At 68.0% G+C, this 23,291-nt stretch carries 25 protein-coding genes; 11 read left to right on the top strand and 14 right to left on the bottom strand.

Going from position 1 to position 23,291, the window contains the following annotated elements:
* The first annotated feature begins 98 nt into the window (after positions 1-98).
* From ACOCEP_RS09940 to ACOCEP_RS09910, 7 genes are all read left to right on the top strand, one after another.
* Positions 99-1,115, top strand: a complete 1,017-nt coding sequence (locus tag ACOCEP_RS09940) for a substrate-binding domain-containing protein (protein ID WP_482336984.1) — start codon at positions 99-101, stop codon at positions 1,113-1,115.
* Positions 1,112-2,101 (top strand): ABC transporter permease, encoded by a 990-nt coding sequence (locus ACOCEP_RS09935; protein WP_482336983.1) that lies wholly within the window; start codon positions 1,112-1,114, stop codon positions 2,099-2,101. Before ACOCEP_RS09940 ends, ACOCEP_RS09935 begins: the two co-directional genes overlap by 4 nt.
* Entirely contained in the window at positions 2,098-2,904 is an 807-nt protein-coding gene (locus tag ACOCEP_RS09930; protein WP_482336982.1) for an ATP-binding cassette domain-containing protein, read from the top strand. Before ACOCEP_RS09935 ends, ACOCEP_RS09930 begins: the two co-directional genes overlap by 4 nt.
* Before the next feature lie 6 nt (positions 2,905-2,910).
* Positions 2,911-3,780, top strand: coding sequence for a PfkB family carbohydrate kinase (locus ACOCEP_RS09925; protein ID WP_482339666.1), 870 nt, complete (start codon positions 2,911-2,913; stop codon positions 3,778-3,780).
* Complete coding sequence (locus tag ACOCEP_RS09920; RefSeq protein WP_016338118.1) at positions 3,777-4,424, top strand: nucleoside/nucleotide kinase family protein; 648 nt, start codon at positions 3,777-3,779, stop codon at positions 4,422-4,424. The genes ACOCEP_RS09925 and ACOCEP_RS09920 overlap by 4 nt, the downstream gene beginning before the upstream one ends.
* Positions 4,425-4,431: 7 nt before the next feature.
* Positions 4,432-5,178 (top strand): SDR family oxidoreductase, encoded by a 747-nt coding sequence (locus tag ACOCEP_RS09915; protein ID WP_482336981.1) that lies wholly within the window; start codon positions 4,432-4,434, stop codon positions 5,176-5,178.
* A 184-nt stretch (positions 5,179-5,362) separates the two neighbouring features.
* The gene (locus ACOCEP_RS09910) at positions 5,363-5,776 is read left to right on the top strand and encodes a VOC family protein (RefSeq protein ID WP_125679557.1); all 414 of its coding nucleotides are present in this window, start codon (positions 5,363-5,365) and stop codon (positions 5,774-5,776) included.
* Between the two features lie 5 nt (positions 5,777-5,781).
* Here ACOCEP_RS09910 and ACOCEP_RS09905 read toward each other — a convergent pair whose 3' ends face one another.
* The 3 genes from ACOCEP_RS09905 to ACOCEP_RS09895 form a co-directional block, all read right to left on the bottom strand.
* The gene (locus ACOCEP_RS09905) at positions 5,782-6,450 is read right to left on the bottom strand and encodes a DedA family protein (RefSeq protein ID WP_482336980.1); all 669 of its coding nucleotides are present in this window, start codon (positions 6,448-6,450) and stop codon (positions 5,782-5,784) included.
* Positions 6,451-6,600: 150 nt separating this feature from the next.
* Positions 6,601-8,862 carry an MFS transporter gene (locus ACOCEP_RS09900; protein WP_482336979.1) on the bottom strand — a complete coding sequence of 754 codons (2,262 nt, stop codon included), beginning with the start codon at positions 8,860-8,862 and terminating at the stop codon, positions 6,601-6,603.
* 4 nt (positions 8,863-8,866) lie between these two features.
* Positions 8,867-9,385, bottom strand: a complete 519-nt coding sequence (locus ACOCEP_RS09895; protein ID WP_482336978.1) for a MarR family winged helix-turn-helix transcriptional regulator — start codon at positions 9,383-9,385, stop codon at positions 8,867-8,869.
* A gap of 192 nt (positions 9,386-9,577) precedes the next feature.
* Between ACOCEP_RS09895 and ACOCEP_RS09890 the strand changes: the two genes are divergently transcribed.
* Complete coding sequence (locus tag ACOCEP_RS09890) at positions 9,578-10,000, top strand: PPOX class F420-dependent oxidoreductase (protein WP_482336977.1); 423 nt, start codon at positions 9,578-9,580, stop codon at positions 9,998-10,000.
* A 70-nt stretch (positions 10,001-10,070) separates the two neighbouring features.
* On the opposite strand, the gene ACOCEP_RS09885 is transcribed toward ACOCEP_RS09890, so the two are convergent.
* A complete protein-coding gene (locus tag ACOCEP_RS09885; protein WP_482336976.1) occupies positions 10,071-10,598 on the bottom strand; it encodes a TetR/AcrR family transcriptional regulator in 528 nt (175 codons plus the stop codon).
* 88 nt (positions 10,599-10,686) lie between these two features.
* Between ACOCEP_RS09885 and ACOCEP_RS09880 the strand changes: the two genes are divergently transcribed.
* Together ACOCEP_RS09880 and ACOCEP_RS09875 are read left to right on the top strand one after the other, a co-directional pair.
* Entirely contained in the window at positions 10,687-12,171 is a 1,485-nt protein-coding gene (locus tag ACOCEP_RS09880; RefSeq protein ID WP_482336975.1) for an MFS transporter, read from the top strand.
* A gap of 19 nt (positions 12,172-12,190) precedes the next feature.
* Positions 12,191-13,579 (top strand): FAD-binding oxidoreductase, encoded by a 1,389-nt coding sequence (locus ACOCEP_RS09875; protein ID WP_482336974.1) that lies wholly within the window; start codon positions 12,191-12,193, stop codon positions 13,577-13,579.
* 414 nt (positions 13,580-13,993) lie between these two features.
* On the opposite strand, the gene ACOCEP_RS09870 is transcribed toward ACOCEP_RS09875, so the two are convergent.
* The 4 genes from ACOCEP_RS09870 to ACOCEP_RS09855 form a co-directional block, all read right to left on the bottom strand.
* Entirely contained in the window at positions 13,994-14,704 is a 711-nt protein-coding gene (locus ACOCEP_RS09870; RefSeq protein WP_482336973.1) for a DedA family protein, read from the bottom strand.
* A gap of 54 nt (positions 14,705-14,758) precedes the next feature.
* A complete protein-coding gene (locus ACOCEP_RS09865; RefSeq protein WP_482336972.1) occupies positions 14,759-15,139 on the bottom strand; it encodes a hypothetical protein in 381 nt (126 codons plus the stop codon).
* Between the two features lie 18 nt (positions 15,140-15,157).
* Complete coding sequence (gene nagA / locus ACOCEP_RS09860; RefSeq protein ID WP_482339665.1) at positions 15,158-16,351, bottom strand: N-acetylglucosamine-6-phosphate deacetylase; 1,194 nt, start codon at positions 16,349-16,351, stop codon at positions 15,158-15,160.
* A gap of 91 nt (positions 16,352-16,442) precedes the next feature.
* Positions 16,443-17,018 (bottom strand): SigE family RNA polymerase sigma factor, encoded by a 576-nt coding sequence (locus ACOCEP_RS09855; RefSeq protein ID WP_007032484.1) that lies wholly within the window; start codon positions 17,016-17,018, stop codon positions 16,443-16,445.
* A gap of 140 nt (positions 17,019-17,158) precedes the next feature.
* On the opposite strand from ACOCEP_RS09855, the gene ACOCEP_RS09850 reads away from it, so the two are divergent.
* Complete coding sequence (locus ACOCEP_RS09850; RefSeq protein ID WP_126736292.1) at positions 17,159-17,443, top strand: YciI family protein; 285 nt, start codon at positions 17,159-17,161, stop codon at positions 17,441-17,443.
* Between the two features lie 4 nt (positions 17,444-17,447).
* Here ACOCEP_RS09850 and ACOCEP_RS09845 read toward each other — a convergent pair whose 3' ends face one another.
* From ACOCEP_RS09845 to ACOCEP_RS09820, 6 genes are all read right to left on the bottom strand, one after another.
* Entirely contained in the window at positions 17,448-18,449 is a 1,002-nt protein-coding gene (locus ACOCEP_RS09845; RefSeq protein WP_482336971.1) for a PDR/VanB family oxidoreductase, read from the bottom strand.
* Positions 18,449-19,315: a metal-dependent hydrolase gene (locus tag ACOCEP_RS09840; RefSeq protein ID WP_482336970.1), complete on the bottom strand. Its 867-nt coding sequence runs from the start codon at positions 19,313-19,315 to the stop codon at positions 18,449-18,451. Before ACOCEP_RS09840 ends, ACOCEP_RS09845 begins: the two co-directional genes overlap by 1 nt.
* A complete protein-coding gene (locus ACOCEP_RS09835) occupies positions 19,312-20,781 on the bottom strand; it encodes a flavin-containing monooxygenase (RefSeq protein WP_482336969.1) in 1,470 nt (489 codons plus the stop codon). Before ACOCEP_RS09835 ends, ACOCEP_RS09840 begins: the two co-directional genes overlap by 4 nt.
* Positions 20,782-20,862: 81 nt before the next feature.
* Positions 20,863-21,336: a pyridoxamine 5'-phosphate oxidase family protein gene (locus ACOCEP_RS09830; protein WP_482336968.1), complete on the bottom strand. Its 474-nt coding sequence runs from the start codon at positions 21,334-21,336 to the stop codon at positions 20,863-20,865.
* A gap of 3 nt (positions 21,337-21,339) precedes the next feature.
* Positions 21,340-22,230, bottom strand: coding sequence for an SDR family oxidoreductase (locus ACOCEP_RS09825; RefSeq protein WP_037334573.1), 891 nt, complete (start codon positions 22,228-22,230; stop codon positions 21,340-21,342).
* Between the two features lie 148 nt (positions 22,231-22,378).
* Positions 22,379-23,290 (bottom strand): aldo/keto reductase, encoded by a 912-nt coding sequence (locus ACOCEP_RS09820; RefSeq protein WP_482336967.1) that lies wholly within the window; start codon positions 23,288-23,290, stop codon positions 22,379-22,381.
* Position 23,291: the final 1 nt, after the last annotated feature.

Here is a 23,291-nt window from a genome sequence, read left to right as displayed (position 1 = left end):
AGTCAGCTGGCAAGCGTTTGCGCAAACGCTTGCGACTGAGCATAACCCTGTCTACCTTCCGGTCCATCACGGACAGCCTTGAATCGGAGGGCATCCCCATGAGACAGCGCAGTCTCGCCGCGCTCGCCCTGGCCGCCGCAGTCGCGGTGACCTCGGCCGGGTGCACCGTCGAACGCCACTGGGGTGGCGGATCGAACGCGGGCGGCGGTGGCAAGGCCAAGGTCGGCCTGGTCACGAAGACCGACACCAATCCCTACTTCGTGGAGCTGAGAGCGGCCGCGAAGGCCGCCGCCGAGGCGAACGGCGCGGAGTTCAGCGCGCTCGCCGGCCAGTTCGACGGCGACAACGACGGCCAGGTCCGGGCCATCGAGAACCTCATGCAGCAGGGTGCGAACACCATCCTGATCACGCCGAGTTCCTCGACCGGCGTCCTCGACGCCATCGACCGCGCCCGCAAGGCCGGGGTGCTGGTCATCGCGCTCGACACGGCGACCGAACCGGCCACCGCCGTCGACGCCACCTTCGCCACGGACAACTTCGAGGCCGGACGCCAGCAGGGCGCGTACGTCAAGGCCGCACTGAACGGCAAGCCGCCGAAGCTGTTCATGGTGGACGGCACCGCCGGGTCCACAGTGGACACCCAGCGGCACACCGGATTCCTCAAGGGCATCGGGCTGACCGACGCGTCGCCGGAGATCAAGGGCAAGACGCCCGCGAACGGCGACCAGAGCCTCGCGCAGCAGGGTGTGGAGAACCTGCTGCAGCGCACCACCGACATCAACGCCGTGTACACGATGAACGAGCCGATGGGCCGCGGCACGTACGCCGCGCTCCAGGCCCGCGGCCTGGTGAACCAGATCGTGATGGGCTCGATCGACGGCGGCTGCGAAGGGGTCAAGAACGTGCGCGACGGCCAGTACGCCGCGACGGTCATGCAGTTCCCCAAGAAGATGGCCGAACAGGGCGTCCTCGCCGCCGTCGAATACGCCAAGACCGGGAAGAAGCCGAGCGGGTTCGTCAACACCGGTTCCGCGGTGATCACCGACAAGCCGATCCCCGGCGTGGAAAGCCAGGACAGCAAGTGGGGCCTCGAGAACTGCTGGGGGACGAAGTGACTACCGCAACCCTCAAAGGCAACGAACGCCCGTCGATCGGTGAGTTCTTCCTCCGCGCGCCCGCCGTCGGGCCCGCGCTGGCCCTGCTCGTCGCGATCGTGGTGTTCTCCGCCTCGACGGACACCTTCCTCGATCTCGACAATCTTTCCCTTGTGGTGCAACAGTCCCTGGTGATCGGCACGCTCGCGCTCGGGCAGACGCTGATCATCCTGACCGCGGGGATCGACCTGGCCAACGCGGCCGCGATGGTGCTCGCGACGCTGATCATGGCGAAACTCGTCGTCGGCGGTGTCTCCGGGATCTGGGCGCTGCTGCTGGGAATCGTGGCGACGGTGGTGATCGGGATGGTCACCGGTTCGCTGGTCACCCGGATCAAACTGCCGCCGTTCATCGTCACGCTCGGCCTGCTGACCGTGCTCACCGCGGCCGCGAAACTGTTCGCGAGCGGGCAGGCCGTCCCGGTCGCCGACGAACTGCTCAAATGGCTCGGCACCCGCCGGTACCTGTTCGGCGGCATCCCGATCACCTACGGTATGACGCTCGCTTTGCTGATGTACCTGGGACTTTGGTACGCACTCACGCGGACGCCGTGGGGCAAGCACGTCTACGCGGTCGGCAACGCGCCGGAATCCGCGCGGCTGTCCGGGATCAAGGTCAACCGGACGATCCTTTCGGTGTACATCGTCGCCGGCGTGATCGTCGGGATCGCCGCCTGGCAGGCGCTCGGCCGCGTGCCGAACGCCGACCCGAACGCCTTCCAGCTCGGCAACCTCGACTCCATCACCGCGGTGGTGCTCGGCGGCGCGAGCCTGTTCGGCGGCCGGGGTTCGGTACTCGGCACGATGATGGGCGCGCTGGTCGTCGCGGTCCTGCGGTCCGGGCTGACCCAGCTCGGGGTGGACGCGCTCTACCAGGACGTCGCCACCGGCGCCCTGCTCATCGGCGCGGTCTGCGTCGACCGGTTCGCGAGGAGGCAGCAGTCATGACGACGCCCACGTTGTCCGCTCAAGGGCTGGTCAAACGCTACGGCCGGGTCACCGCCATCGACGGCGCGGACTTCGAGCTGTTCCCCGGCGAGGTGCTCGCCGTCGTCGGCGACAACGGCGCCGGGAAGTCCAGCCTGATCAAAGCCCTTTCGGGCGCGGTGATCCCGGACGCCGGTGAGATCAAAGTGGACGGTCAGACCGTCCACTTCAAGTCTCCTTTGGACGCTCGCCACTACGGGATCGAGACGGTGTACCAGGATCTCGCCGTCGCGCCCGCGCTCGACATCGCGTCGAACATGTTCCTCGGCCGGGAAAAGCGGCGCAAGGATTTCTTCGGACAGTTGTTCCGAAAGCTGGACACTTCGGCCATGCGAGCCGACGCGCAGCGGATCCTGGACGAGCTCGGTATCAACATCAAGTCGATCACGCAGCCGGTGGAGACGTTGTCCGGCGGGCAGCGCCAGGGTGTCGCGGTCGCGCGGGCGGCGGCCTTCGGCACCAAGGCGGTGATCATGGACGAACCCACCGCCGCGCTCGGCGTCGCCGAGTCCGGCAAGGTGCTCGACCTGATCAACCGCATCCGCGAACGCGGCCTGCCGGTGGTGCTGATCAGCCACAACATGCCGCACGTGTTCGACATCGCCGACCGTATCCATGTGCACCGGCTCGGCAAGCGGGTCGCGGTGGTCTCGCCGAAGACGCACACCATGAACCAGGTCGTCGGCCTGCTCACGGGTGCGCTGAAGATCGGTGAGAACGGCGAGGTCGAAGAGGTCGCGTCGGCCGTCCACACAGGACTGTAGTTGAGAGTGCTGCTGGCGGGCCTGTGCACCGTCGACCAGGTTCAGCGCGTCGCCGAGCTCCCGGCGCCGGGCGAGAAGGTGCGTTCGCTGTCGATGGACGTCGCCGCCGGGGGGCCGGCGACGAACGCGGCGGTGACCGTGGCCGCGCTCGGCGCCGGAGCGACGTTGCTGACGGTCGCCGGCGCGCATCCGCTGGCGGCACTCGCGCGCGCGGACCTCGAAACGCACGGCGTCGACCTGGTCGACCTCGATCCCGAACGCCCGGATCCGCCCGCGATCAGCGCCATCGTCGTCCGTGACTCCGACGGGGAACGCACCGTCGTCTCGCGCAACGCCCACGCTTCCTCGCGTTTCGTCCTCTCGATGCGGTCCTTGCACGCGCAACTACCGCAATTAGAGGACGAAATGCCGGGGTGTGTGCTCCTCGACGGGCACCATCCGGAGGTCGCGCTGGCGGTCGCGCGCTGGGCGCGGGAGCGGAAGGTGCCGGTGGTGCTCGACGCCGGGAGCTGGAAGCCGGTCTTCCCCGAACTCCTCCCGCTGGTCGACGTCGCCGCGTGCTCGTCGCTGTACCGCGGGGACGATCCCCGCGAGCACGGCGTGCCCGTGGTGATCACGACCGCCGGGCCCGACCCGGTCCGCTGGTCGACGGCGGGCGGATCCGGTGTCGTCCCCGTCCCGGTCACCCGGGCGCGTGACACGCTGGGCGCGGGCGACGTCTGGCATGGGGCTTTCGCGTACGCGGTCGCCAGGGGCACAGGGGATGTCCCGGGCTGGATCGGGTTCGCCAACGAGGTGGCCGCCGAACGGGTGCGGCATGAAGGACCGAGGTCGTGGACGGCCGCGGTCGCGAAGATGGGAGAAGGACAGCCATGAGTGCCATGCCTCCGGTGTTCGAGGACCTGTTGAGCAGGGCCCAGACGCTGGCGAAGCCGGGACAGCGCAGTGTGCTCGGCATCGTCGGCGCCCCCGCGTCCGGCAAGACGACGCTGGCCTGGGGCCTGGCGAAGGCGCTGGGCACGAGGGCCGCGGTGGTCGGGATGGACGGTTTCCACCTGGCGCAGGTGGAACTGCAGCGGCTCGGGCGGGTGGAGCGCAAGGGCGCGCCCGACACCTTCGACGCCGCCGGGTACGTGCACCTGCTGCGCAGGCTCGCCGAAGGCCGCGAGACGGTCTACGCGCCCGAGTTCCGCCGGGAGATCGAGGAGCCGATCGCCGGCGCCGTCGCGGTCACGCCGGACGTCCCGCTGGTCATCACCGAGGGCAACTACCTGCTCATGCAGGACGACCCGTGGAGCGGCGTGAAGCCGATCCTCGCCGAGTCGTGGTTCCTCGCGCCGGACGAACCCGAGCGCATCGAGCGGCTGGTCTCGCGGCACCGCCGCTACGGCCGTTCGCTGGTCGAGGCGCGTCGCCGCGCGCTCGGTTCCGACCAGCGCAACGCCGATCTGATCGCGTCCACCAGCGGCCGGGCCGACCTGGTCCTCGAGAATCTGCCGCTGGTCAACTTCGCCATATGATCCGGTCATGACTGGTGTTCTCGTCGTCACGGGCGGAAGCAAAGGCATCGGCGCGGCGGTCTGCGAACTGGCCGCCGCGCGCGGATACGACGTCGTCGTCAACTACGCGGGTGACGCCGAAGCGGCCGAAGACGTCGCCTCGCGCGTCCGGAAGCACGGTGTCCGGGCGATCACCCGCCGCGGCGACGTCGCGTCCGAAGAAGACGTGGTGGCCCTGTTCGACGCCGCCGTCGAGTTCGGCCCGCTCGCCGGGCTGGTCGCGAACGCGGCCATCACCGGCAACACCCCGGGCAGGTTCGACGAATACGACGTCGAAGTTGTCCGTCGTGTCGTAGATGTCAACGTCACGGGCGTCTTCCTGTGCGTCCGCGAGGGCATCCGCCGGATGTCCACCCGGTACGGCGGTGACGGCGGCGCGATCGTGACGTTGTCGTCCACCGCCGCGCGGACCGGTTCGCCGGGGGAATGGGTCCACTACGCGGGCACGAAGGCAGCGGTCGAAACGATGACCTACGGCGTGGCGCAAGAAGTAGCGAAAGAATCCGTCCGGGTGAACGCCGTCGCACCAGGGATGATCCACACCGGATTGCACGCCGCGGCGGGATTGCCCGATCGGATGGAGCGGATCGCCCCGACCATCCCGATGGGACGGGCCGGCGAACCCGGCGAAGTCGCGGAAGCCGTGCTGTGGCTGCTTTCCCCGGCCGCGTCGTACACCACCGGCACGGTGCTGACCGTCGGCGGCGGGCGTTGACCCTCGTGGCCACGGAGCGGTCACGGCGCGATATCGGCTCCGCGTGCGGTTCGGTCAATTATTAACACTGTTTCCCGGCGGATATCACGATTCATGTGGGAAGTCGGCGGATCGCCTCGTGGCCACAGGCGCCTGTGTCACCCTGGGGGCGCCCCCAAGCTCTTGATCAGGACGGTCATCCCCGATGTCCAAGCTCATGTCTGTGCACCACCTGGCACTCACCGTGACCGATGTGGACCGGAGCGTGCCCTGGTACGCCCGAGTGCTCGAACTCGAGGAGTTCACGCGTCGTGAGGACCCCGAAACGGGGCTGCGGAAGGTCGTGCTCAGGTCGCCCAGCGAGGGTTTCGCGGTGGTGCTCGTCGAGCACCAGGACACCGAGCGGCCGCGGTTCGACGAACGGCGGACAGGTCTGGACCACGTGGCGTTCAAGGTGTCGTCGCGCTCGGAGCTGGCCGAATGGGAGGCGCGGCTCTCGGAGTACGGCGTTTTCTACACGCCGTCGAAGGGGTCGCGGACGTTGGAAGGCTCGTCGGTCATCGTGTTCCGTGATCCCGACGGGATCCAGCTGGAGATCTGGGCCGACCCCGAAGTCTGACGCGCCTAGGCGGTGCTCTCTTCGGTCTCTTCGGCGGGGCGCCGCATCTCCTGGCGGTAGCGGACCACGCCGTAGGCCGTGCCCACCACGAAGAACGCGACGCTCACCCAGAGCGCGACCGTCTTCACCCACGGAAGCTGGTCCAGCAGGCCGGCGCCGTAGTAGCCGAGCAGCACCAGCGTCGGCACCCAGAGCAGCCCGCCGAGCGCGGTCGCGAGCGCGAACCGGCGCGGATCCATCCGCGCGGTCCCGGCGATGAGCGGCGCCAGCGTGCGGATCCACGGGATCCAGCGCGCGGCGACGATGGCGAAGAACCCCTTGCGGTCCAGGAAGGCCCTGGCTCGGTCGAGGTTGTGCCGGTTGAGCACCTTGCCGCCGCGGCGGGCGATCAGTTTCGTGCCCGTGGTCCGGCCGATGTAATAGCCCACCTGGTTGCCGAGGATCGCGACGAGCAGCGCGGCGGCCGAGAGCAGCCACGCGTTCAGGTCGGAGCCGTGCTGCGCGAGAACGACCCCGGCCGCGAACAGCAGGGAGTCGCCGGGCAGGAAAAGGCCGATGATCAGCGCGCACTCCACGAAGATGAAGCTCAGCACGATCACCCAGACGAGTACCGGCCCGGCGGTGTCGAGCCAGCTCACGCCGATGCCCGCGGCCTCGGTGTACACCTCAGTCACGACGCGAGCCTACGTGTACTTCGCGAACCGCATGCGGCCGAACCGTGGAATCGGGGTGTCCGAAAGGTCCGGTCATGCGTCCCGCCCGTGCTATGAACGGTCCGTTCCTTGCGAAATTCGCAAGGAGCGGACCGTTCATAGCGCTCGGGACTAATGCTCGACAAGCTCGTCGAGCGCCTGGTCGTAGCTCAGCCGGACGTCGTGTTCGGCCTGGTCACCGCCCAGCAGGTCCACCCGGCTGGTCGCCGGCGGGTAGCCGCTGGCGATCACCGTGTAGGTCCCGGCGGGCAGGTCGCTGACCGTGTAGTTGCCCTCCGCGTCGGTCCTCGCCACGGCGGCGACGCCGCCCGAAGAGTCGAGCACGGTGATCCGCGCGTCCGGCACCACCCGGTCCCCGTCGGTGCGGGCGACCCCGCTCAGCAGGATCGTGCTGACCAGTTCGAAGTCGTGGCGCAGCACCCCGGCCCCAGTGGCGGTCAGCGTCGCCGCGACCGGCCGGAACCAGCGGCCACTGGCGACGAGCGTGTACCGCCCGCCCACGATGCCGGCGAACGAGTAGACGCCGTTGTCGTTCGTGTGCGTCCTGGCCACCTGATTGCCGTTGTGGTCGATCAGGGTCAGCGCCGCACCCGCGACGTTCGTGGCGTCGTCCCGGCGGACGTGCCCGCTGATCTGCGCGGATCCCGCCCGGTAGGCCCCGTTCCCGTTGGTCAGCGCGTGCTTGCCGGGCTCGACGGGCGCGGTCACGACCGTCTTCTCCGACGCCGTCTCGACAGGCGCTTCGTCCTCTTCAAGGAGTGCTTCGCCGCCTTCGAGAGCCGAAGCCGCCGAAGGAGCCGAGCCGCCGAGAAGCGGGATCTCCTTCATGAACATCAGGACCAGCGTCGCCAGCAGCGCGACCGCGCCCGCCACGTAGAACACCGTGGTGATCGACTCGGTGAAGCCGATCAGCACCGGGGTCTTGATGGCCTCGGGCAGGCTCGCGATCCCGCTCGTGTTCGACTGGATGTCGCCCAGCGCCGCCGCGCCGGGGCCGGTCGGCGCGTTGCCGCCGAACGCCTTGGTGATGTTGCCCGGCAGGACGTTGAACAGGATCGTCAGGAACACCGCGACACCCGCGGTACCACCGATCTGCCGGAAGAACGTCGCCGAAGCGGTCGAGACGCCCATGTCGCTGCGCGGGCCCGCGTTCTGCACCGCGATGATCAGCGTCTGCATGCAGGCACCGAGGCCGAGACCGATGATCGCGGCCGCGACCAGCGGGTGCCACAGCGCGCTGTTGTATTCGACCTGCGCGAAGAAGAACGCGCCCGCCGCGATCAGCAGCGTGCCGACCACCGGGAACACCTTGTAGCGCCCGGTCTTGCTGGTGATCTGGCCCGAGACGATCGAACCGCTCATGATGCCCGCCATCAGCGGGATCATCAGCAGCCCCGACTCGGTCGGCGAGAACTCCTGAACCACCTGCATGTACTGCGGGATCATCATGATCGCGCCGAACATCGCGACACCGACGATGATCCCGCCGATGATCGCGACCGTGAAGGTCGAGTTCTTGAACAGCCGCAGCGGGATCAGCGCCGCGTCCTTCATCAGCTTCTCGATGAAGATGAAGGCGATCACGCCGATGCCGCCGATGATGTAGCAGATGATCGCGTTCTGCGAGCCCCAGCCCCATTTGTTGCCCTGCTCGGCGACGATCAGGAACGGGACGACGGCGACGATGAGCGCGAGCCCGCCCCACCAGTCGATCTTGTGGTCGTGGCGCTGGTGCGGCACGTTGAGCACGCGGGCGACGACGAACAGCGCGACGATCGCGATCGGCACGTTGATCAGGAACACCCAGCGCCAGCCGTCGATCTGGTAACCGAAGACGGTGCCGAGCGTGTCGAAGTCGGCGAAGAACCCGCCGAGCACCGGGCCGAGCACGGTGGAGATACCGAACACGGCGAGGAAGTACCCCTGGTAGCGGGCACGTTCCCGCGGCGGCACGATGTCGCCCATGATGGTCATCGCCAGCGACATCAGGCCGCCGGCGCCGAGACCCTGGATCGCGCGGAACGCGGCGAGCTCGTACATCGAGGTCGCGAACGCCGAGGCGACCGAGCCGATCAGGAAGATCGAGATCGCGGCGATGTAGAACGGCTTGCGCCCGTAGATGTCGGACAGCTTGCCGTAGATCGGCGTGACGATCGTCGAGGTGATCAGGTAGGCCGTGGTGATCCAGGCCTGCAGGTCGAACCCGTTGAGGTCGTTCGCGATCCGGACGATCGAGGTGCCCACGATGGTCTGGTCGAGCGCGGCGAGGAACATGCCCGACATCAGGCCGATCAGGATCGTGACGATCTGACGGTGGCTGAGCCGGGGACCGTCTTCTTCGACGGCTGGTGGACTTTCTACGGCGGAACTCATTGCTTCAGGCCCCCTTGGCCTTCGACGCCGACGCGGGGTCGGCGAACTGTGGAGATGTTCTTTCGATGTCGTCGTTCAGCCGGTGGAACAGCGAGTTGAGGGTCTTCCGGTCGTCGTCGGACCAGTCGCCGAGCACCTCGGCGAGCCACTGGTTCCGCTGCTTGCGGTTCTCCTCGAAGACCCGGAGTCCTTCGGCGGTCGGTGCGAGCAGGCAGGCACGGCCGTCTTCGGGGTCGGCCAGGCGTTCGACCAGCCCGTGCTGGACGAGGGAACTCGACTGCCTGCTGATGGTCGAGATCTCGGAGTGCAGGAACTCGGCGAGTTTGCTGGTCCGCTGGGGCCCGACGTGGATGAGGCAGAAGAGGATCGCGTACGCGGCCCGCTCGATCCCGTCCGGTCCCTGCTTGGACACCTGGGACTTCGCCCGGTTGACCAGGCGCACGAGCCGCACGAGCTCGTGCCCGAGGGTGTCGGCCAGATCGAGGTCGGCCTTCGACCTGATGCCGGGTGTCGTGGGTGTCATGGTGGTCTCTCTCGCCGGTTGCTTGGTCACTGCAACTAGTTGCCTAGAGCAAGGATGTTCCTCTCAAGGATGCTTCGCAAGGAGAAAGTGACGTTGTGTGTCGGATGACACTTTAGTTGCCGCATGCAAGCACATTTATTCGTGCATGTTTGTCCGATTCGCCCTGAGCTGCACTTTTGCTTTGATGGAGTCATGACCGACTCCGCGCTCTACGCGATCCTCGCCGCCCGCAACTTCGGCACGCTGGCCACCATCAAACGGGACGGACGGCCTCAGTTGTCGACCGTCAACTATCTCTACGACGCGGACGCCGGCGCGATCCTGATTTCGATCACCGCTCCGCGCGCCAAGACCAAGAACCTCCAGCGCGACCCGCGGGCGACGTTCCACGTTTCGACCGAGAGCGGCGACGGCTACGTCGTCGTCGAGGGGCCGGCGGTGCTCACGCCGACCGCCGCTTCGCGTGACGACGCGACCGTCGACGCGCTCGTGGATCACTACCGGCGGGCCCGGGGTGAGCATCCGGACTGGGCCGAGTTCCGCGACGCCATGGTCGCCGACCAGCGTGTTCTGCTCACCATCCCGATCGAGCGCGTCTATGGGATCCAGATGTAAGCGCCCCGCGTTTCGTCCTCTGGATGCGGTAGTTGCACGCGCAAGGACCGCATCCAGAGGACGAAACGCGTCAGCGGGTGATGCGGGCCTTGATCTCGTCGATCCGGTCGAGCAGGGGGCTCGCGTCGTCCCGGCCGAGCGCCGCCCGGAGATAGAGGCCGTCGCCGACCAGGATGACCAGTTCGGCGGTCAGCGGGTCTTCGACGTGCTCGCTGATCAGGTCGTGGACCTTCTGGTTGTAGACCTGCACGACCTCGGAGACCCGCGGCTCGTTGAGCATGATCCGGATCGTCGCCATGGTCGTGCGATGCAGCGCCTTCTGCTGCGTGACATCGGTGATCGCCGTCCGCAGATACCAGGAGACGACGCCTTCCGGCGCCTTCCGCGCCTCTTCGAGATCCGCTTCCGACAGCGTGGCGAGACGGTCCATCAGGCCGTCGACCAGGGCTTCCTTGGAGCCGAAGTGGTAGAGCAGGCCGCCCTTCGACACCCCGGCGTGCGCGGCGACGGCGTCGAGGGTGACCCCGCCGGGGCCTTGCTCGATGAGGATCTCCTCGTACGAGTCGAGGATGCGTTCCTTCGCGGTGGGCTTCGCCATATCAGTTGACTATACCGTCTGGACGGTTTACCTTCGAACGAGGCGGTAACTGTACCGTCCAGACGGTTTAGCTAAAGGAGAGTGCGCCATGGCGGGGCGCAAGCAGTGGTGGGCGTTGGCGGTACTGGTGCTTCCGGTGCTGCTGATCAGCGTGGACATGACGGTGCTCGGGTTCGCGCTGCCGTTCCTGTCCGAGGATCTGGCACCCACCGGTGCGGAGCAGTTGTGGATCGTCGACATCTACTCGTTCATGCTGGCCGGCCTGCTGGTCCTGATGGGCACGCTCGGTGACCGCATCGGCCGACGCAAGCTGCTGCTCATGGGCGCCGCGGCGTTCGGTGCCGCGTCGGTGCTCGCGGCGTTCTCGACCAGCGCGTTCATGCTGATCGTCGCCAGGGCGCTGCTCGGTGTCGGTGGCGCGACGCTGATGCCGTCGACGCTGTCGTTGATCCGCAGCATCTTCGTCGACGCCAGGCAGCGCCGGATCGCGATCGCGGTGTGGAGTGCCGGGTTCTCGGGCGGGATGGCGCTCGGGCCGGTGCTCGGCGGCTGGCTGCTGGAGCACTTCTGGTGGGGCTCGGTGTTCCTCATCAACGTCCCGGTGATGCTGGTGCTGCTGATCGTCGGACCGTTCGTGCTGCCGGAGGCGCGTGACCCGAAGCCGGGCCGCTTCGACCCGCTGTCCGCGCTGCTGTCGCTGGCCGCGATGCTGCCGGTGGTCTACGGCATCAAGCTGGTCGCCGAACACGGCTTCACGTGGAAGGCCATGGTCAGCGTCGTGATCGGGCTCGGGCTCGGCGTGGTGTTCGTCCGCAGGCAGAACAGCCTCGACGAGCCGATGCTCGACCTGAAGCTGTTCTCGAACCGGGCCTTCAGCGGCTCCGTCGTGACGAACATGCTCGGGGTGTTCGCCATGGTCGGCCTGCTGTTCCTGGTGCCGCAGTACCTGCAGCTGGTGCTCGGGCTGACGCCGGTCGTCGCCGCGCTGTGGATGCTCCCGGCGACGGTCGCCGGTGTCGCCGGCGCGCTTCTCGCGGCCTGGCTCGCGAAGCGGATCCGGGTTTCGCTGCTGGTCAGCGGCGGTCTCCTGGTCGCGGCGGTCGGCTTCCTCGCGCTGACCCAGGTGTCGTCCGGCGGCGGGCTCGCGTACGTCGTGGTGTCGTTCACGCTGCTCGGCGGCGGTGTCGCGCTCTCGGAGACGCTGACCAACGACCTGGTCATCTCGGCCGCTCCGGCCGAACGCGCGGGGGCCGCTTCGGCGATCTCCGAGACCGGGTTCGAGCTGGGCGGCGCGCTCGGCACGGCCATCCTCGGCAGCGTCGCGACCGCGGTCTACCGGTCCGGCCTGCCGGAGGGCACGGCCGAGTCCGCTCGCGACACGCTGGGCGGCGCGGTGGCGACCGCGCAGCAGCTCGACCCTGCCGCGGGAGCGGCCCTGATGGAATCGGCTCGCGAAGCCTTCACCCAGGGGGTGCACGTCACCGCATGGGCGGGCGTGGCCGTGCTCGTCTATACAGGTGTTCAGGCCTTTGTTCTGCTAGATCGGAAAAAAAATTCCGCAGTGCGGAGCTGATCCGGCTTACCATGAGGGCATGAACAACCATGCCCTGGTCACCCGCCTCCGCGAGCAGCTCGGCGACGCCGCGGTGCTCACCGACACCGATGTCACGGACGCCTACTCGCGCGACATGATGCCGCTGGCGGCCAGCGGCAAGCCGCTCGCGGTGGTCCTGCCGTCCGACGTGGAAGGTGTGCGGGCCGTGGTCAAGGCCTGCGCGGAGTTCGAGGTGCCGATCGTGCCCCGCGGCGCCGGCAGTGGTCTGTCCGGCGCCGCGAACGCGATCGACGGCTGTGTCGTGCTGGTGCTGACGAAGCTCGACAAGATCGTCGAAATCGACGAAGGCAACCGGCTCGCCGTCGTGCAGCCCGGCGTGGTGAACCTCGATTTCCGCAACGCGGTGGAGAAGCACGGCCTGTTCTATCCGCCGGACCCGTCCAGCTACGACTGGTGCACCATCGGCGGGAACCTGTCCACCAACGCCGGTGGGCTGTGCTGTGTGAAGTATGGCGTCACCACGGATTCCGTGCTGGGACTGGAAGTCGTGCTCGCCGACGGCTCGGTGCTGAAGACCGGGCGCCGCACGGTGAAGGGTGTCGCGGGGTACGACCTCGCGCGGCTCTTCGTCGGCAGTGAGGGCACGCTCGGCGTGATCACACAGGCGACCGTCGCGCTGAAACCGTTGCCGCAGCTGCCTTCCACGCTCGTCGCCGCCTTCAACAGCACGGAGGCCGCGGGTGAGGCCGTCGCGCGGGTGGTGCGTGAAGGCCTGGTGCCGTCGCTCATGGAGATCATGGACGCGACGTCCATCAAAGCGGCCGAGGCCTACCTCAAGACCGACCTCGGCACGAGTTCGGACTGCAAGGCGTTGCTGCTCGCGCAATCCGACTCCGGCGGCGAGGTCGCGCGGAAGGAACTCGCGGTCCTGGAACAGATCTGCGTCGACTGCGGCGCGGATCTGGCGTACGCCACCGAAGATCTCGAAGAGGGCAAGATGCTGCTGCAGGCGCGGCGGGTCGTGCTCACCGCGCTGGAGATGTACGGCGTCTGGCTGACCGACGACGTGTGCGTGCCGCGCACGCGGATCGCCGAACTGATCGCCGGCTGCGAGCGGATCAGCGAAGAGGTCGGCCTGCGGATCGCCGTCGTCGGCCACGCCGGTGACGGCAACATGCACCCGACGATCGTCTACGCGCCCGATTCCGAGGAGGAGTTCGCCCGCGCGCGGATCGCCTTCGACGCGATCCTCGACGTGGCCCTGTCGCTGGGCGGGACGGTCACCGGCGAGCACGGCATCGGCCGGATCAAACGCGAGTGGCTCGCCAAGGAGATCGGCGAGGTCGGCATCCAGGTGCACCGGCAGATCAAGCGGGCGCTGGACCCGGGGAACCTCTTCAACCCGGGCTCGATGTTCTCCCTCTGACCGCCGGGTGGTGGGAAGTACGGTTAGAGCCAACTGTGTCTTGAGTACCTAGTGGTCGGACTGGGAACGGGGGTGTGCGCTTGCGTCAAGGTGTAACTCGCGTGTTCAGGCACGTAACTCGCGTGTCTGGAAGCGGCACTCGCGAGTTACGCCGCTGATCACGCGTGATACGGCGCCGAGCACGCGAGTGCGAAGCGGGTCAGCGCGAGTGCGGTGGGCCTCCACCACCGCCTGGGCCGACCTTCTCGCGCTCCCCTCCCCGCTGACGTTGCGAAAGCCACTTTCGCAACCTTCAACGTTGCGAAAGTGGCTTTCGCAACGTTGCCCCCTCCGCCGTTCCGGCCCAAGTACATGAAGGCCCCCTTCCTTGCGCCTGACGCAAGGAAGGGGGCCTTCATGTACTTCGCGTGAGGGTCAGTCGCGCACGCGCGGGATCTGCTGCGTCGCGTCCATGTCCGCGGTCGGGGCGGCGGCTTCGTGCTTCTTCTCGCGACGCGCCTTCAGGTACTCGATCACGATCGGCACCACCGAGACCAGCACGATCAGGATGAAGATCGCGTCGACGTTGTCGCGGATGAACGCGACACCGCCGAGCAGGTGGCCGAGCGCGGTGATCCCGGCGGCCCACAGGATGCCGCCGATGACGGTGTAGACGAAGTACTTCTTCGGGTCCATCTTGCCGATACCGGCGATCCAGGTGATGAACGTCCGCACGAACGGCACGAACCGCGCCAGCACGACCGCCTTCGGCCCGTGTTTCTCCAGGAAGGCGTGGGTCTGGTCGACGTACTTCTGGTTGAAGAACTTCGAATCCGGCTTGCGGAACAGCCAGGGCCCGATCTTCCAGCCGAGGCCGTACCCGACCGCGTTGCCGAGCAGCGCGGCGACGGTGACCAGGACGCACACCAGCCACAGCGGCGCCTCGATCGAGCCGTTCGCGATGAACAGTCCCGCGGTGAAGAGGAGGGAGTCACCGGGCAGCACCGGGAAGATGCTGCTCTCGATGAAGATGATCAAGCAGAGGATGGTGACGACCGGAACGGTCAGTCCGCTGAGGAGGTGCTGCGGGTCCAGCCACTCCGGCAGGAGGCCCATCGTCGTCACGGTGTTCTGCGCCAGGATCACACCAAAACGGTACAGGGTGACGCTGAGTGCCCTGACTCGGCGGGAGAGGGCCGCTCAGATCAGCGTGAGCAGCCCGATCACCGAGCCTGCCGCGAGCCCCAGCAGGACAGCCAGCAACAACACCCAGTACGCGGGCAGAGGCGGGCTGCTCGGCGAAGGCGCTGGAGGCGGTGTGGGACGCTCCGCCAGCCTGGCCGTTTCCGCGTCCTCCAGCGCGACGCGCTCCCGTTCGAGCGAGCCGGCACCCGCACCGGACAGCAGTCCGTACTGCAGCGGCAGCTCGTGCGCACCGGGAGCGCCGAGGTTACTCTCGGTGTCCGTTTCGGCCGGTTTGTCCGTCGTCGCCTCGGCGGCCCTCTCCGCCGAAGGGGCGAAGACGGCTTGAGCGCGCAGAGCGTCGGCTAGGAGCTTCTCCGGGTCCTTGGGCTCGCTCATCCGGGACTCCTTTCGCCGCTACCCGTCGCTGACCGACACACCGCCTTCGATGGCGCTGCTCAATGTAGCCGCAGCGTCGTCCTTGACCCATTCGCCCTGACGAAGCACCTTGACCGGCCGGAGGTCGCGGTCGAGCACGACGAGGTCCGCCGCGAGCCCGGCTCGCAGCGAGCCTGTGCGGTCGGCGATGCCGAGCAGTTCGGCGGGGCGTCCGGAGGTCGCGCGGACGGCGTCGAGCAGGTCGATACCCGCGCCGCGGACCAGGTTCCGGAAGGCCGCGTCCATGGTCAGCGTGCTGCCCGCCAGCGATCCGTTGCCCGCCAGGGTGGCGACACCGTCGCGGACGTCGACTTCGAGGCGGCCGAGGATGTAGCTGCCGTCCGCGGCGTCGGTGGCCGACATGGCGTCGGTGATGAGCACCGTCCGGCCCTTGCCCGCGTGGTGCGCGGCCAGCCGCAGCACGGTCGGGTGCACGTGGACGAGGTCGCAGATCAGCTCGACGGTGATGCGTTCGTCGTCGAGGAGCGCCCCGATCGGGCCGGGTTCGCGGTGGTGGAGAGGCCGCATGGCGTTGAAGAGGTGGGTCGCGACGGAGGCGCCCGCGTCGATCGCGGGGATGATCTGGTCCTCGACGCCGTCGGTGTGTCCGATGGCGGCGATGACGCCCGATTCGGCCAGTTGCCGGACCGCCTTGATCCCGCCGTGCAGTTCGGGGGCGAGGGTGACCATCCGGATGTCGCCGCGGCCGGCGGCGAGCAGGGCGTTGACCGTCGCCGTGTCTGGCTCGATCAGCGTCGCCGGGTCGTGCGCCCCGCACCGCGCCTTCGAGATGAAGGGTCCTTCAAGGTGAATTCCGGCAAGTTCACCCTCTTGGACCAGCTCACGCAGGGCCGCGATCTGGTCCCTGAGCACCGGGATGGGGTCCGAGACCAGACTGCCGAGCATCGTCGTGGTCCCGTGCCGCCGGTGCGCGCGGACCGCGCGGAACAGCTCCTCGGGGTTCGCGCTGGAGAACGATCCGCCCCCACCGCCGTGGCAATGCGTGTCGACGAAGCCCGGGACGACCAGGCACCCGTCCACATCCACATAGTCGGCACTGCCGATGTCCGGGGGTGTCCCGGAACCGACTTGGACGATCTTGCCGCCGGCGATAGCCAGCCAGCCGTCGTCGAGTACACGGTCCGGGGCGACGACCCGGCCGCCCGCGATCACGAAATCTCCGGCGCCTCTCACGCCCCCCAGCATATATTGGTCTGGACCAAGCATGGCGGCACAACCCAGCGGTCGAGATGAAGGCCGGGCATCAGTTCGGTGACTGCATCGCTTTCTGCAGTGCTTCGAGCGCCCGGCTGGCGGTTGACTTAACGGTACCTTTCGAAATCCCGGCGGCCTCCGAGATTTCGGCCTCACTCAGCCCACCGTAGTAACGGAGGACCAGAACCTCGCGCTGGCGAGGGGGCAGTTTGGACAAAGCGCTCACCACGGCCTGATGTTCACTCGACAGCATGGCGAGGCTTTCGGCCGAACGCGCGTTGACGGCGTGCGGCGCGACGTACTCGCGCGCGGTCTTGCGGCGGCGCAACACACTGCGTGATCCGTTGACCACGGCGGTGCGCAGATATCCGACGGCCGCGGCGGCGTCGCGCAGGCGCCCCCAGTTGCGGTGCAGCCCGGTGAAGGCCTCCTGGACGACGTCCTCGGCGGTCGCGGGTTCGTCCACGAGCAGGATGGCCAGCCGGACGAGCCGCATCCGGTGCTGGCGGTAGAGATCCTCAAGGGTCAGCGGTGCCGCAGGCGGCGGTGGCGTGACCGGTCCGTCCATGGTGCGCAGATGGCCGAGGGTCGCCTCGACACTGCGTTCCGCATTGCCCTCGAGCATGTACCCCTACCTGTTCATTTACCCCTTTGAAGCACAACCTGTGCATGGCGCCCGATCAGCGTATCGGGTGGGGCGGGAGTCCTGCCTGATCGGATCCTGAGAAGCTGGGGCGTCCGTTCGGAGCGACCTTGGAGATGTCGATGGCCTGGTTCCTGGTGGAGATCACGTACGTGCAGGAGAAGCTGGCGGACGTGCGTCCCCGGCACCGGGAATTCCTGTCCGCCCTCGCCGACCAGGGCGTCGTCGCGCTCGGCGGCCCGCTGGGCGACGGCTCCGGCGGCATCTCGATGTACCAGGCGGCCGACGAGGCGGCGCTGCTGGAGATCATCGACAAGGATCCGTACCACCTCGAAGGTGTCGTCGCGAAGCGGACCGTGCGCGAGTTCAAGCCGGTGATCGGCTCCTGGATCCCCAAGGAAGCCTGACGGCTCAGAGATCGAGGGTGACCGGCTCGCGTTCGACGCAGACCCGGACGCGGTCGCCGGTCACCGTCGGTAGTTCGCAGGTCCCGCAGAACCCCTGACGGCACGAATACGCGATACCGGGCACGGTTTCGCGCAGGACGTCGAGCGTGGTCCGGTCGGCGGGGACGTCCAAAACCCTGCCGCTGCGGGCGAGTTCGACACGGAACGGTTTGCCGCCGACGATCGGCGGTGTCGAGAACCGTTCGAAGAACACCGGCCCCGAACTCCGCAGCGCGGCGTCGGTCCGGACACTCACGATCATCGGAACCGGGCCGCAGCAATAGATCGGCGCGCCTTCCGGTGCCCCTTCGAGAAGTTCGGCGCCCGAAGCGGGGATTCCGTAGTCCGTGTCCGGACGAATCCAGACGCGGGCGCCGAAACCGGACAATTCCTCCAGAAACGGCATCGAAGCCTCGTCACGCCCGGTGTAGACCAGCCGCCAGTCCGCGCCCGCCGCGGCCGCCTGCCGCACCATCGGCAGGATGGGCGTGATCCCGATACCGCCCGCGACGAACAGGTACGCCGGGCTCGCCACGAACGGGAACGCGTTGCGCGGGCCGCGCCCCGTGACCCTGGCGCCCTTCTTCAGCGCGTGCATCGCCGACGATCCCTCGCCGAGCAAGCGGACGCCGACGCGGTAGGCCGAGCGGTCGTCCGGCTCGCCGCACAGGGAGTACTGGCGGACCAGCCCCGGCCGTGGCGAAAGGTCGAGGTGCGCGCCGGGCCGCCACGGCGGCAGCGGCTCGCCGCGGTCGTGCACCAGCCGCAGGCCGACGACGCCGTCGGCTTCGTGACGGACCTCGTCGACGATCAGCGGGAGGTCACGGTCGACGGCGGCCACCGGCGGACGGCGACGGCCGCTCACCCCGCTGAGCCTGCGGTACAGCGCGACGACACCGGTCAGCGACGCCATCGCGCGGTCGGTCCGCCCGCTGCCGTCGAGCCGCAGGGGCCTGGGCGGGGTCATCACCGGGGTTCGTCGGCGGCCAGCGCGGCCGGAGAGCTCGCGAGGTACGCGACGGCCTGATCGGTGTCGCCGGTTTCGGTCGGGTGGTAGGACTTGCGGAAGTACGGCCGGATCTCGCGACGCAACTGCCTGCCCGAAGGCAGGAGACCGAGCTTCGCCACGCGCAGATAGGTCCGGAAACTCGTCTTTCCCGGCCGCGTCGGATCGTTCTTCATGAGGAACCTGGTGCCCCGCAAGAAAACCCAGGCGAGCACCGGCGTCACCACGAGCATGCTGCGCACGCGGCGGGTGTAGCGGCCGTCGAGGTGCATGAACAGATCGAAGGCGACCGAGCGGTGCTCGACCTCTTCGGCGCCGTGCCAGCGCAGGAGATCCAGCATCGTCGGGTCGGCGCCGGCCTTGTCGAGCGCTTCGGCGTCGAGGATCCACTGGCCGAGGAACGCCGTGTAGTGCTCGATGGCGGCGACGATGGCGAGCCGTTCGATCAGCCATTCCTCGCGCCGTTTGGCGGAAAGGTCGCGGTCGCCGAGCAGACGGCGGAACATCCATTCCATCTGCGCGATGTACGGCCGCACGTGGACGCCCGCCGCTTCGAGGTGCTCCGCGGCGCCGTCGTGCGCCTCGGCGTGCATGGCCTCCTGGCCGATGAAGCCGAGGACGTCCTCCTTGAGCCGCTCGTCGCGGATCAGCGGGACGGCCTGCTTGAACACTTCGACGAACCAGCGTTCGCCCTCCGGCAGCGCCAGGTGGAGCACGTTGATCGTGTGCGTCGCCTGCGGTTCACCGGGAATCCAGTGCATCGGCAGTGACGCCCAGTCGAACTCCACGTCCCGGGCGTGCAGGACGATCTGCTCGTGGTCTGTCACGACGACCTCCCGCTGAGTTCGTAGTCGCTCGGGTCGACCTTGCGGGTTTCGAGCCAGTAGCGCCAGGTGAAGCCCGGCCAGATCGTCCGGTTGACGCCCTTCGCGTCGAGGTACCAGCTCTTGCAGCCGCCCTGGGTCCACACGCCCTTGACGAGTTTGTCCTGGATCTCGCGCTGGAACTTCTCCTGCACGCCGGCGCGGACGTCGATCGCGGCGGCGCCGCGGGAGTCGGCGAGCTTGATCGCGTCGACGACGTACCGGGACTGCGACTCGATCATGAAGACGACGGAGTTGTGGCCCAGCGCGGTGTTCGGTCCGAGCAGGAAGAACAGGTTGGGGAAACCGGAAACGGTGATGCCCTTGTGCGTGTGCATCCCCTCGGTCGCCCATTCCTTGGCGAGGTCGCGCCCGTCGATCCCGGTGATGTCCAGGTACTCCAAGGCGTCCGTGACCTTGAACCCGGTGCCGTAGATGATCGCGTCGACCTCGTGCTCGACGCCGTTGCCGTCGACGACGCTGTGCGCCTTGACCTCCCGCACGCCCTCGGTGTTGACGTCCACATTGGACCGGTTGATCGCCGGGTAGTAGTCGTTGGAGATCAGCACCCGCTTGCAGCCCATGGTGTAGTCGGGGGTGACCTTCTTGCGCAGCTTCGGATCCTTGATCGCCTTGCCGATGTGGCGCTTCGCGATCACCTCACCGGCCTTCATGATCGCGGGATGGCCGTTGAAGCCGACGGCGCGCACTTCGAGGAACCAGTACAGCGCGTTGCGGTAAAGCCTTTGCACGCCAGGGATCCGGCGGAACGCGGTCTTGGCCCAGCCGGGCATGGCGTGGTCGGGCTTCGGCATGATCCACGGCGGCGTGCGCTGGAACAGCGTCAGCTCGTCGACCTCGGGGGCGATCCGCGGGACGAACTGGACCGCGCTCGCGCCGGTGCCGACCACGGCGACCTTCTTGCCGCGCAGGTCGTATTCGTGGTTCCACTGCGCGGAATGCCAGGTCTGGCCCTTGAACTTCTCGATCCCGGGCAGGGTGGGCACCTGCGGGATGTGCAGGCCGCCGACGCCGGAGACCAGGAACTGCGCCTCGAACTCACCCGATTTGGTGTGCACGTGCCAGCGACGTGCGGTGTCGTCCCAGGTCGCGCCGGTGAGCTCGACGCCGAAGCGGATCTTGCGGCGCAGCCGGTACTTGTCGGTGACGTCCTTGAGGTACTGGAAGATCTCCGGGGCGGGCGAGAACGACCGCGACCAGTCCGGGTTCTGCTCGTAGGAGAACGAGTACATGTGGGACTGCACGTCGCAGGCGCAGCCGGGGTACGAGTTGTCGCGCCACGTACCGCCGACCTCGTCCGCCTTCTCCAGGATCACGTAGTCGGAGATCCCGGCTTTTTCGAGCTGGATGGCCTGGCCGAGCCCGGAGAACCCGGTGCCCACGATCACGACCTTGAATCGCTCGGTCATCTGGCAATCCTCCACTTCGAGGCGTTCGTGCCCAGATGACGTTACCTCAAGTAACAGTTACTTGCTAGTACTACCTACCCGTCAGTATGTGCCACCGAGCTTCGTGTGGTCCCAGCTCACGATCTTGGTCGGCCGGAAGATCAGCCCGATCCGCTTCGGGGCCTGCTTGCCGATGAACCCGGAGAGCTCGTCGGGCACCGGGTCCCCGGGCTTCGCGCCCGCGTACCGCTGCATGAGGCTGATCCCCATCTGGGTGACCAGGGCCGTGTCGGTGATGACCTCGACGTCGGCTTCGAGCGAGACCCCGCGCAGCTTCTCGTAGCTCTCGCCGTCCTCGATGAGCACGGTGGCGCGGGGGTCTCGCTCCAGGTTCTTCGCCTTCTGGGACGTGCCGTACGTCCAGGTCGCGACGCCCGACTCGTGCGGGTAGTACCAGAGCGGCGCCAGATGCGGGCGGCCGTTCGGGCCGATCGTCGCGACGTTGATGACCTTCTGCTCGTCGAGGTAGGCGGCGAGTTCGTCCGGTGACATGCGGATCTGGTCGCGACGGGACATACGTCAGCCCTTTCGTGTGGCGGCCCGGCCTGCCTGGCCGGTCACTGAAGATTCGTACGCGCCGCGCTCCTTGATGTCCATGAGCGCGGCGGCGTCGGCCTTCTTGATCCGGCCCTTCGCGCCGATCTCGATGATCGGCGGCAGGAACGCGCGGATCAGCTTCAGGCCGCCGACCCAGCGGGGCACGTGCACGGTGCGGGCGCGTTTGTTGACGCCGGCCTGGAGGTGGTCGAGCGCGACCGACAGCGGGTAGGTCTTGCCGAGCAGGCCGGGCATGCCGGCGCGGAGCTTGCCGAAGACCGGGTGCTGGTCGGCGCTCTCGACGAGGTCGGTGCGGATCCAGGTGGGGTGCGCGACGCCGACCTTCACGCCGAGGTGGGCGACTTCGGCGCGGAAGCTGTTGCAGAACGCCTCGACGCCCGCCTTCGCGGCGGCGTAGTTCGCCATGCCCGGCGCGTGCGTGATCGCGGCCAGCGACGAGATCGCCAGCAGGTAGCCCTTGCGGTCGATGACATGCGGAAGGGTGACGCGGAACGTGCGCCAGACGCCGAGCAGGTCGACCTCGATGACCTTCTCGAAGGCGGCCGGATCCACCGACCGGACGAAACCGGAGGTCGCGATGCCGGCGTTCGCGATCACGATGTCGATGCCGCCGAAGTGCTCGACGACGCCCGCGGTGGCGCGTTCGAGGTCGTCCCAGCTGGTGACGTCGGCTTCCCACGCGTGTGCGCTGGGGCCGATCTTGTCGGCGACGGCCTGCTGTTCCTTGGCTTCGATGCCGACCAGTGCGACCTTCGCGCCCTGCGCGGCCAGGCGCTCGGCGAGCCCCGCGCCGATGCCCCTCGCGGCGCCGGTGATCAGGACGACCTTGCCGTTCACGCTGTTCTTGGCCACGTTGCCTCCTCGTCCGAGCCCTAAGGCTTTCGGACGGTACCCCAACCTACCCGGAGTAAGCTACCCGCAAGTAAGTCCGCGTTTCGTCCTCTGGTTGCGGTAGTTCGTGGTGCCAACTACCGCAACTAGAGGACGAAACGCGGGAGTCTCAGTGAGGGGCCGCGGTGAGGGCGTCGACCTCCTCGGTGGTCAGCGCGAGGTCGGCGGCGGGCAGGAGGTCGGTCAGCTGCTCGACCGAGCGGGCGCTCGCGATGGGCGCGGTGACGGTCGGCTGGGCGAACAGCCAGGCGAGGGAAACGGCGGCGACCGGGACGCCGCGGGAGGCCGCGACCTCGTCGAGCGCCGCGAGCACCCGCTCGCCCCGTTCGTCCAAATAGGACGACGCGCGGGCGGCGCGCGGGCTGTCTCCGAGGTCGTCCTTCGATCGGTACTTCCCGGCGAGGAAACCCTTGGCCAGTGAGAAATACGGCAGGACGGTCAGGCCTTCGCGCTCGACCGCCGGCGCCAGATCCTGCTCGTAGTCCCGCTCGACGAGGTTGTAGTGCGGCTGCAGCGCGACGAACTTCGCCAGCCCTTCACGGTCCGAAATGGACAGTGCTTCGGTCAGTCGTTCCGCCGAGTAGTTCGAGGCCGCGACGTAGCGGACCTTGCCCGCGCGCACGAGCGCGTCGAAGGCTCGCAGCGTCTCCTCGATCGGGGTGTCCGGGTCGTCGATGTGCGCGTAGTAGAGGTCGATGTGGTCGGTCCCGAGCCGCCGGAGCGAGTCTTCGGCCGCCGTCGCGATGTTCGCCGCCGACAGGCCCTTCCGCTCCTCCCACATCCCGGTCTTGGTCGCGATGACGACGTCGTCGCGGCGGCCGCGGTTGGCCAGCCAGTTGCCGATGATCGTCTCGGAACCGCCGGCCGAGTAGAGGTCGGCCGTGTCGATGAAGTTGCCGCCCGCCGCCGTGTAGGCGTCGAGGATGGCGAAGGACTGCTCCTGGTCCGCGGTCCAGCCGAAGACGTTTCCGCCGAGGTTGATCCCACGGACGTCGAGGTCGGTGTTCCCGAGTTTCGCCATA

It is taken from the genome of Amycolatopsis sp. CA-211722 (assembly GCF_056828465.1).
The sequence above is the reverse complement of the archived record's forward strand: the minus strand, read 5'-3'. Positions and strand labels throughout refer to the sequence as shown.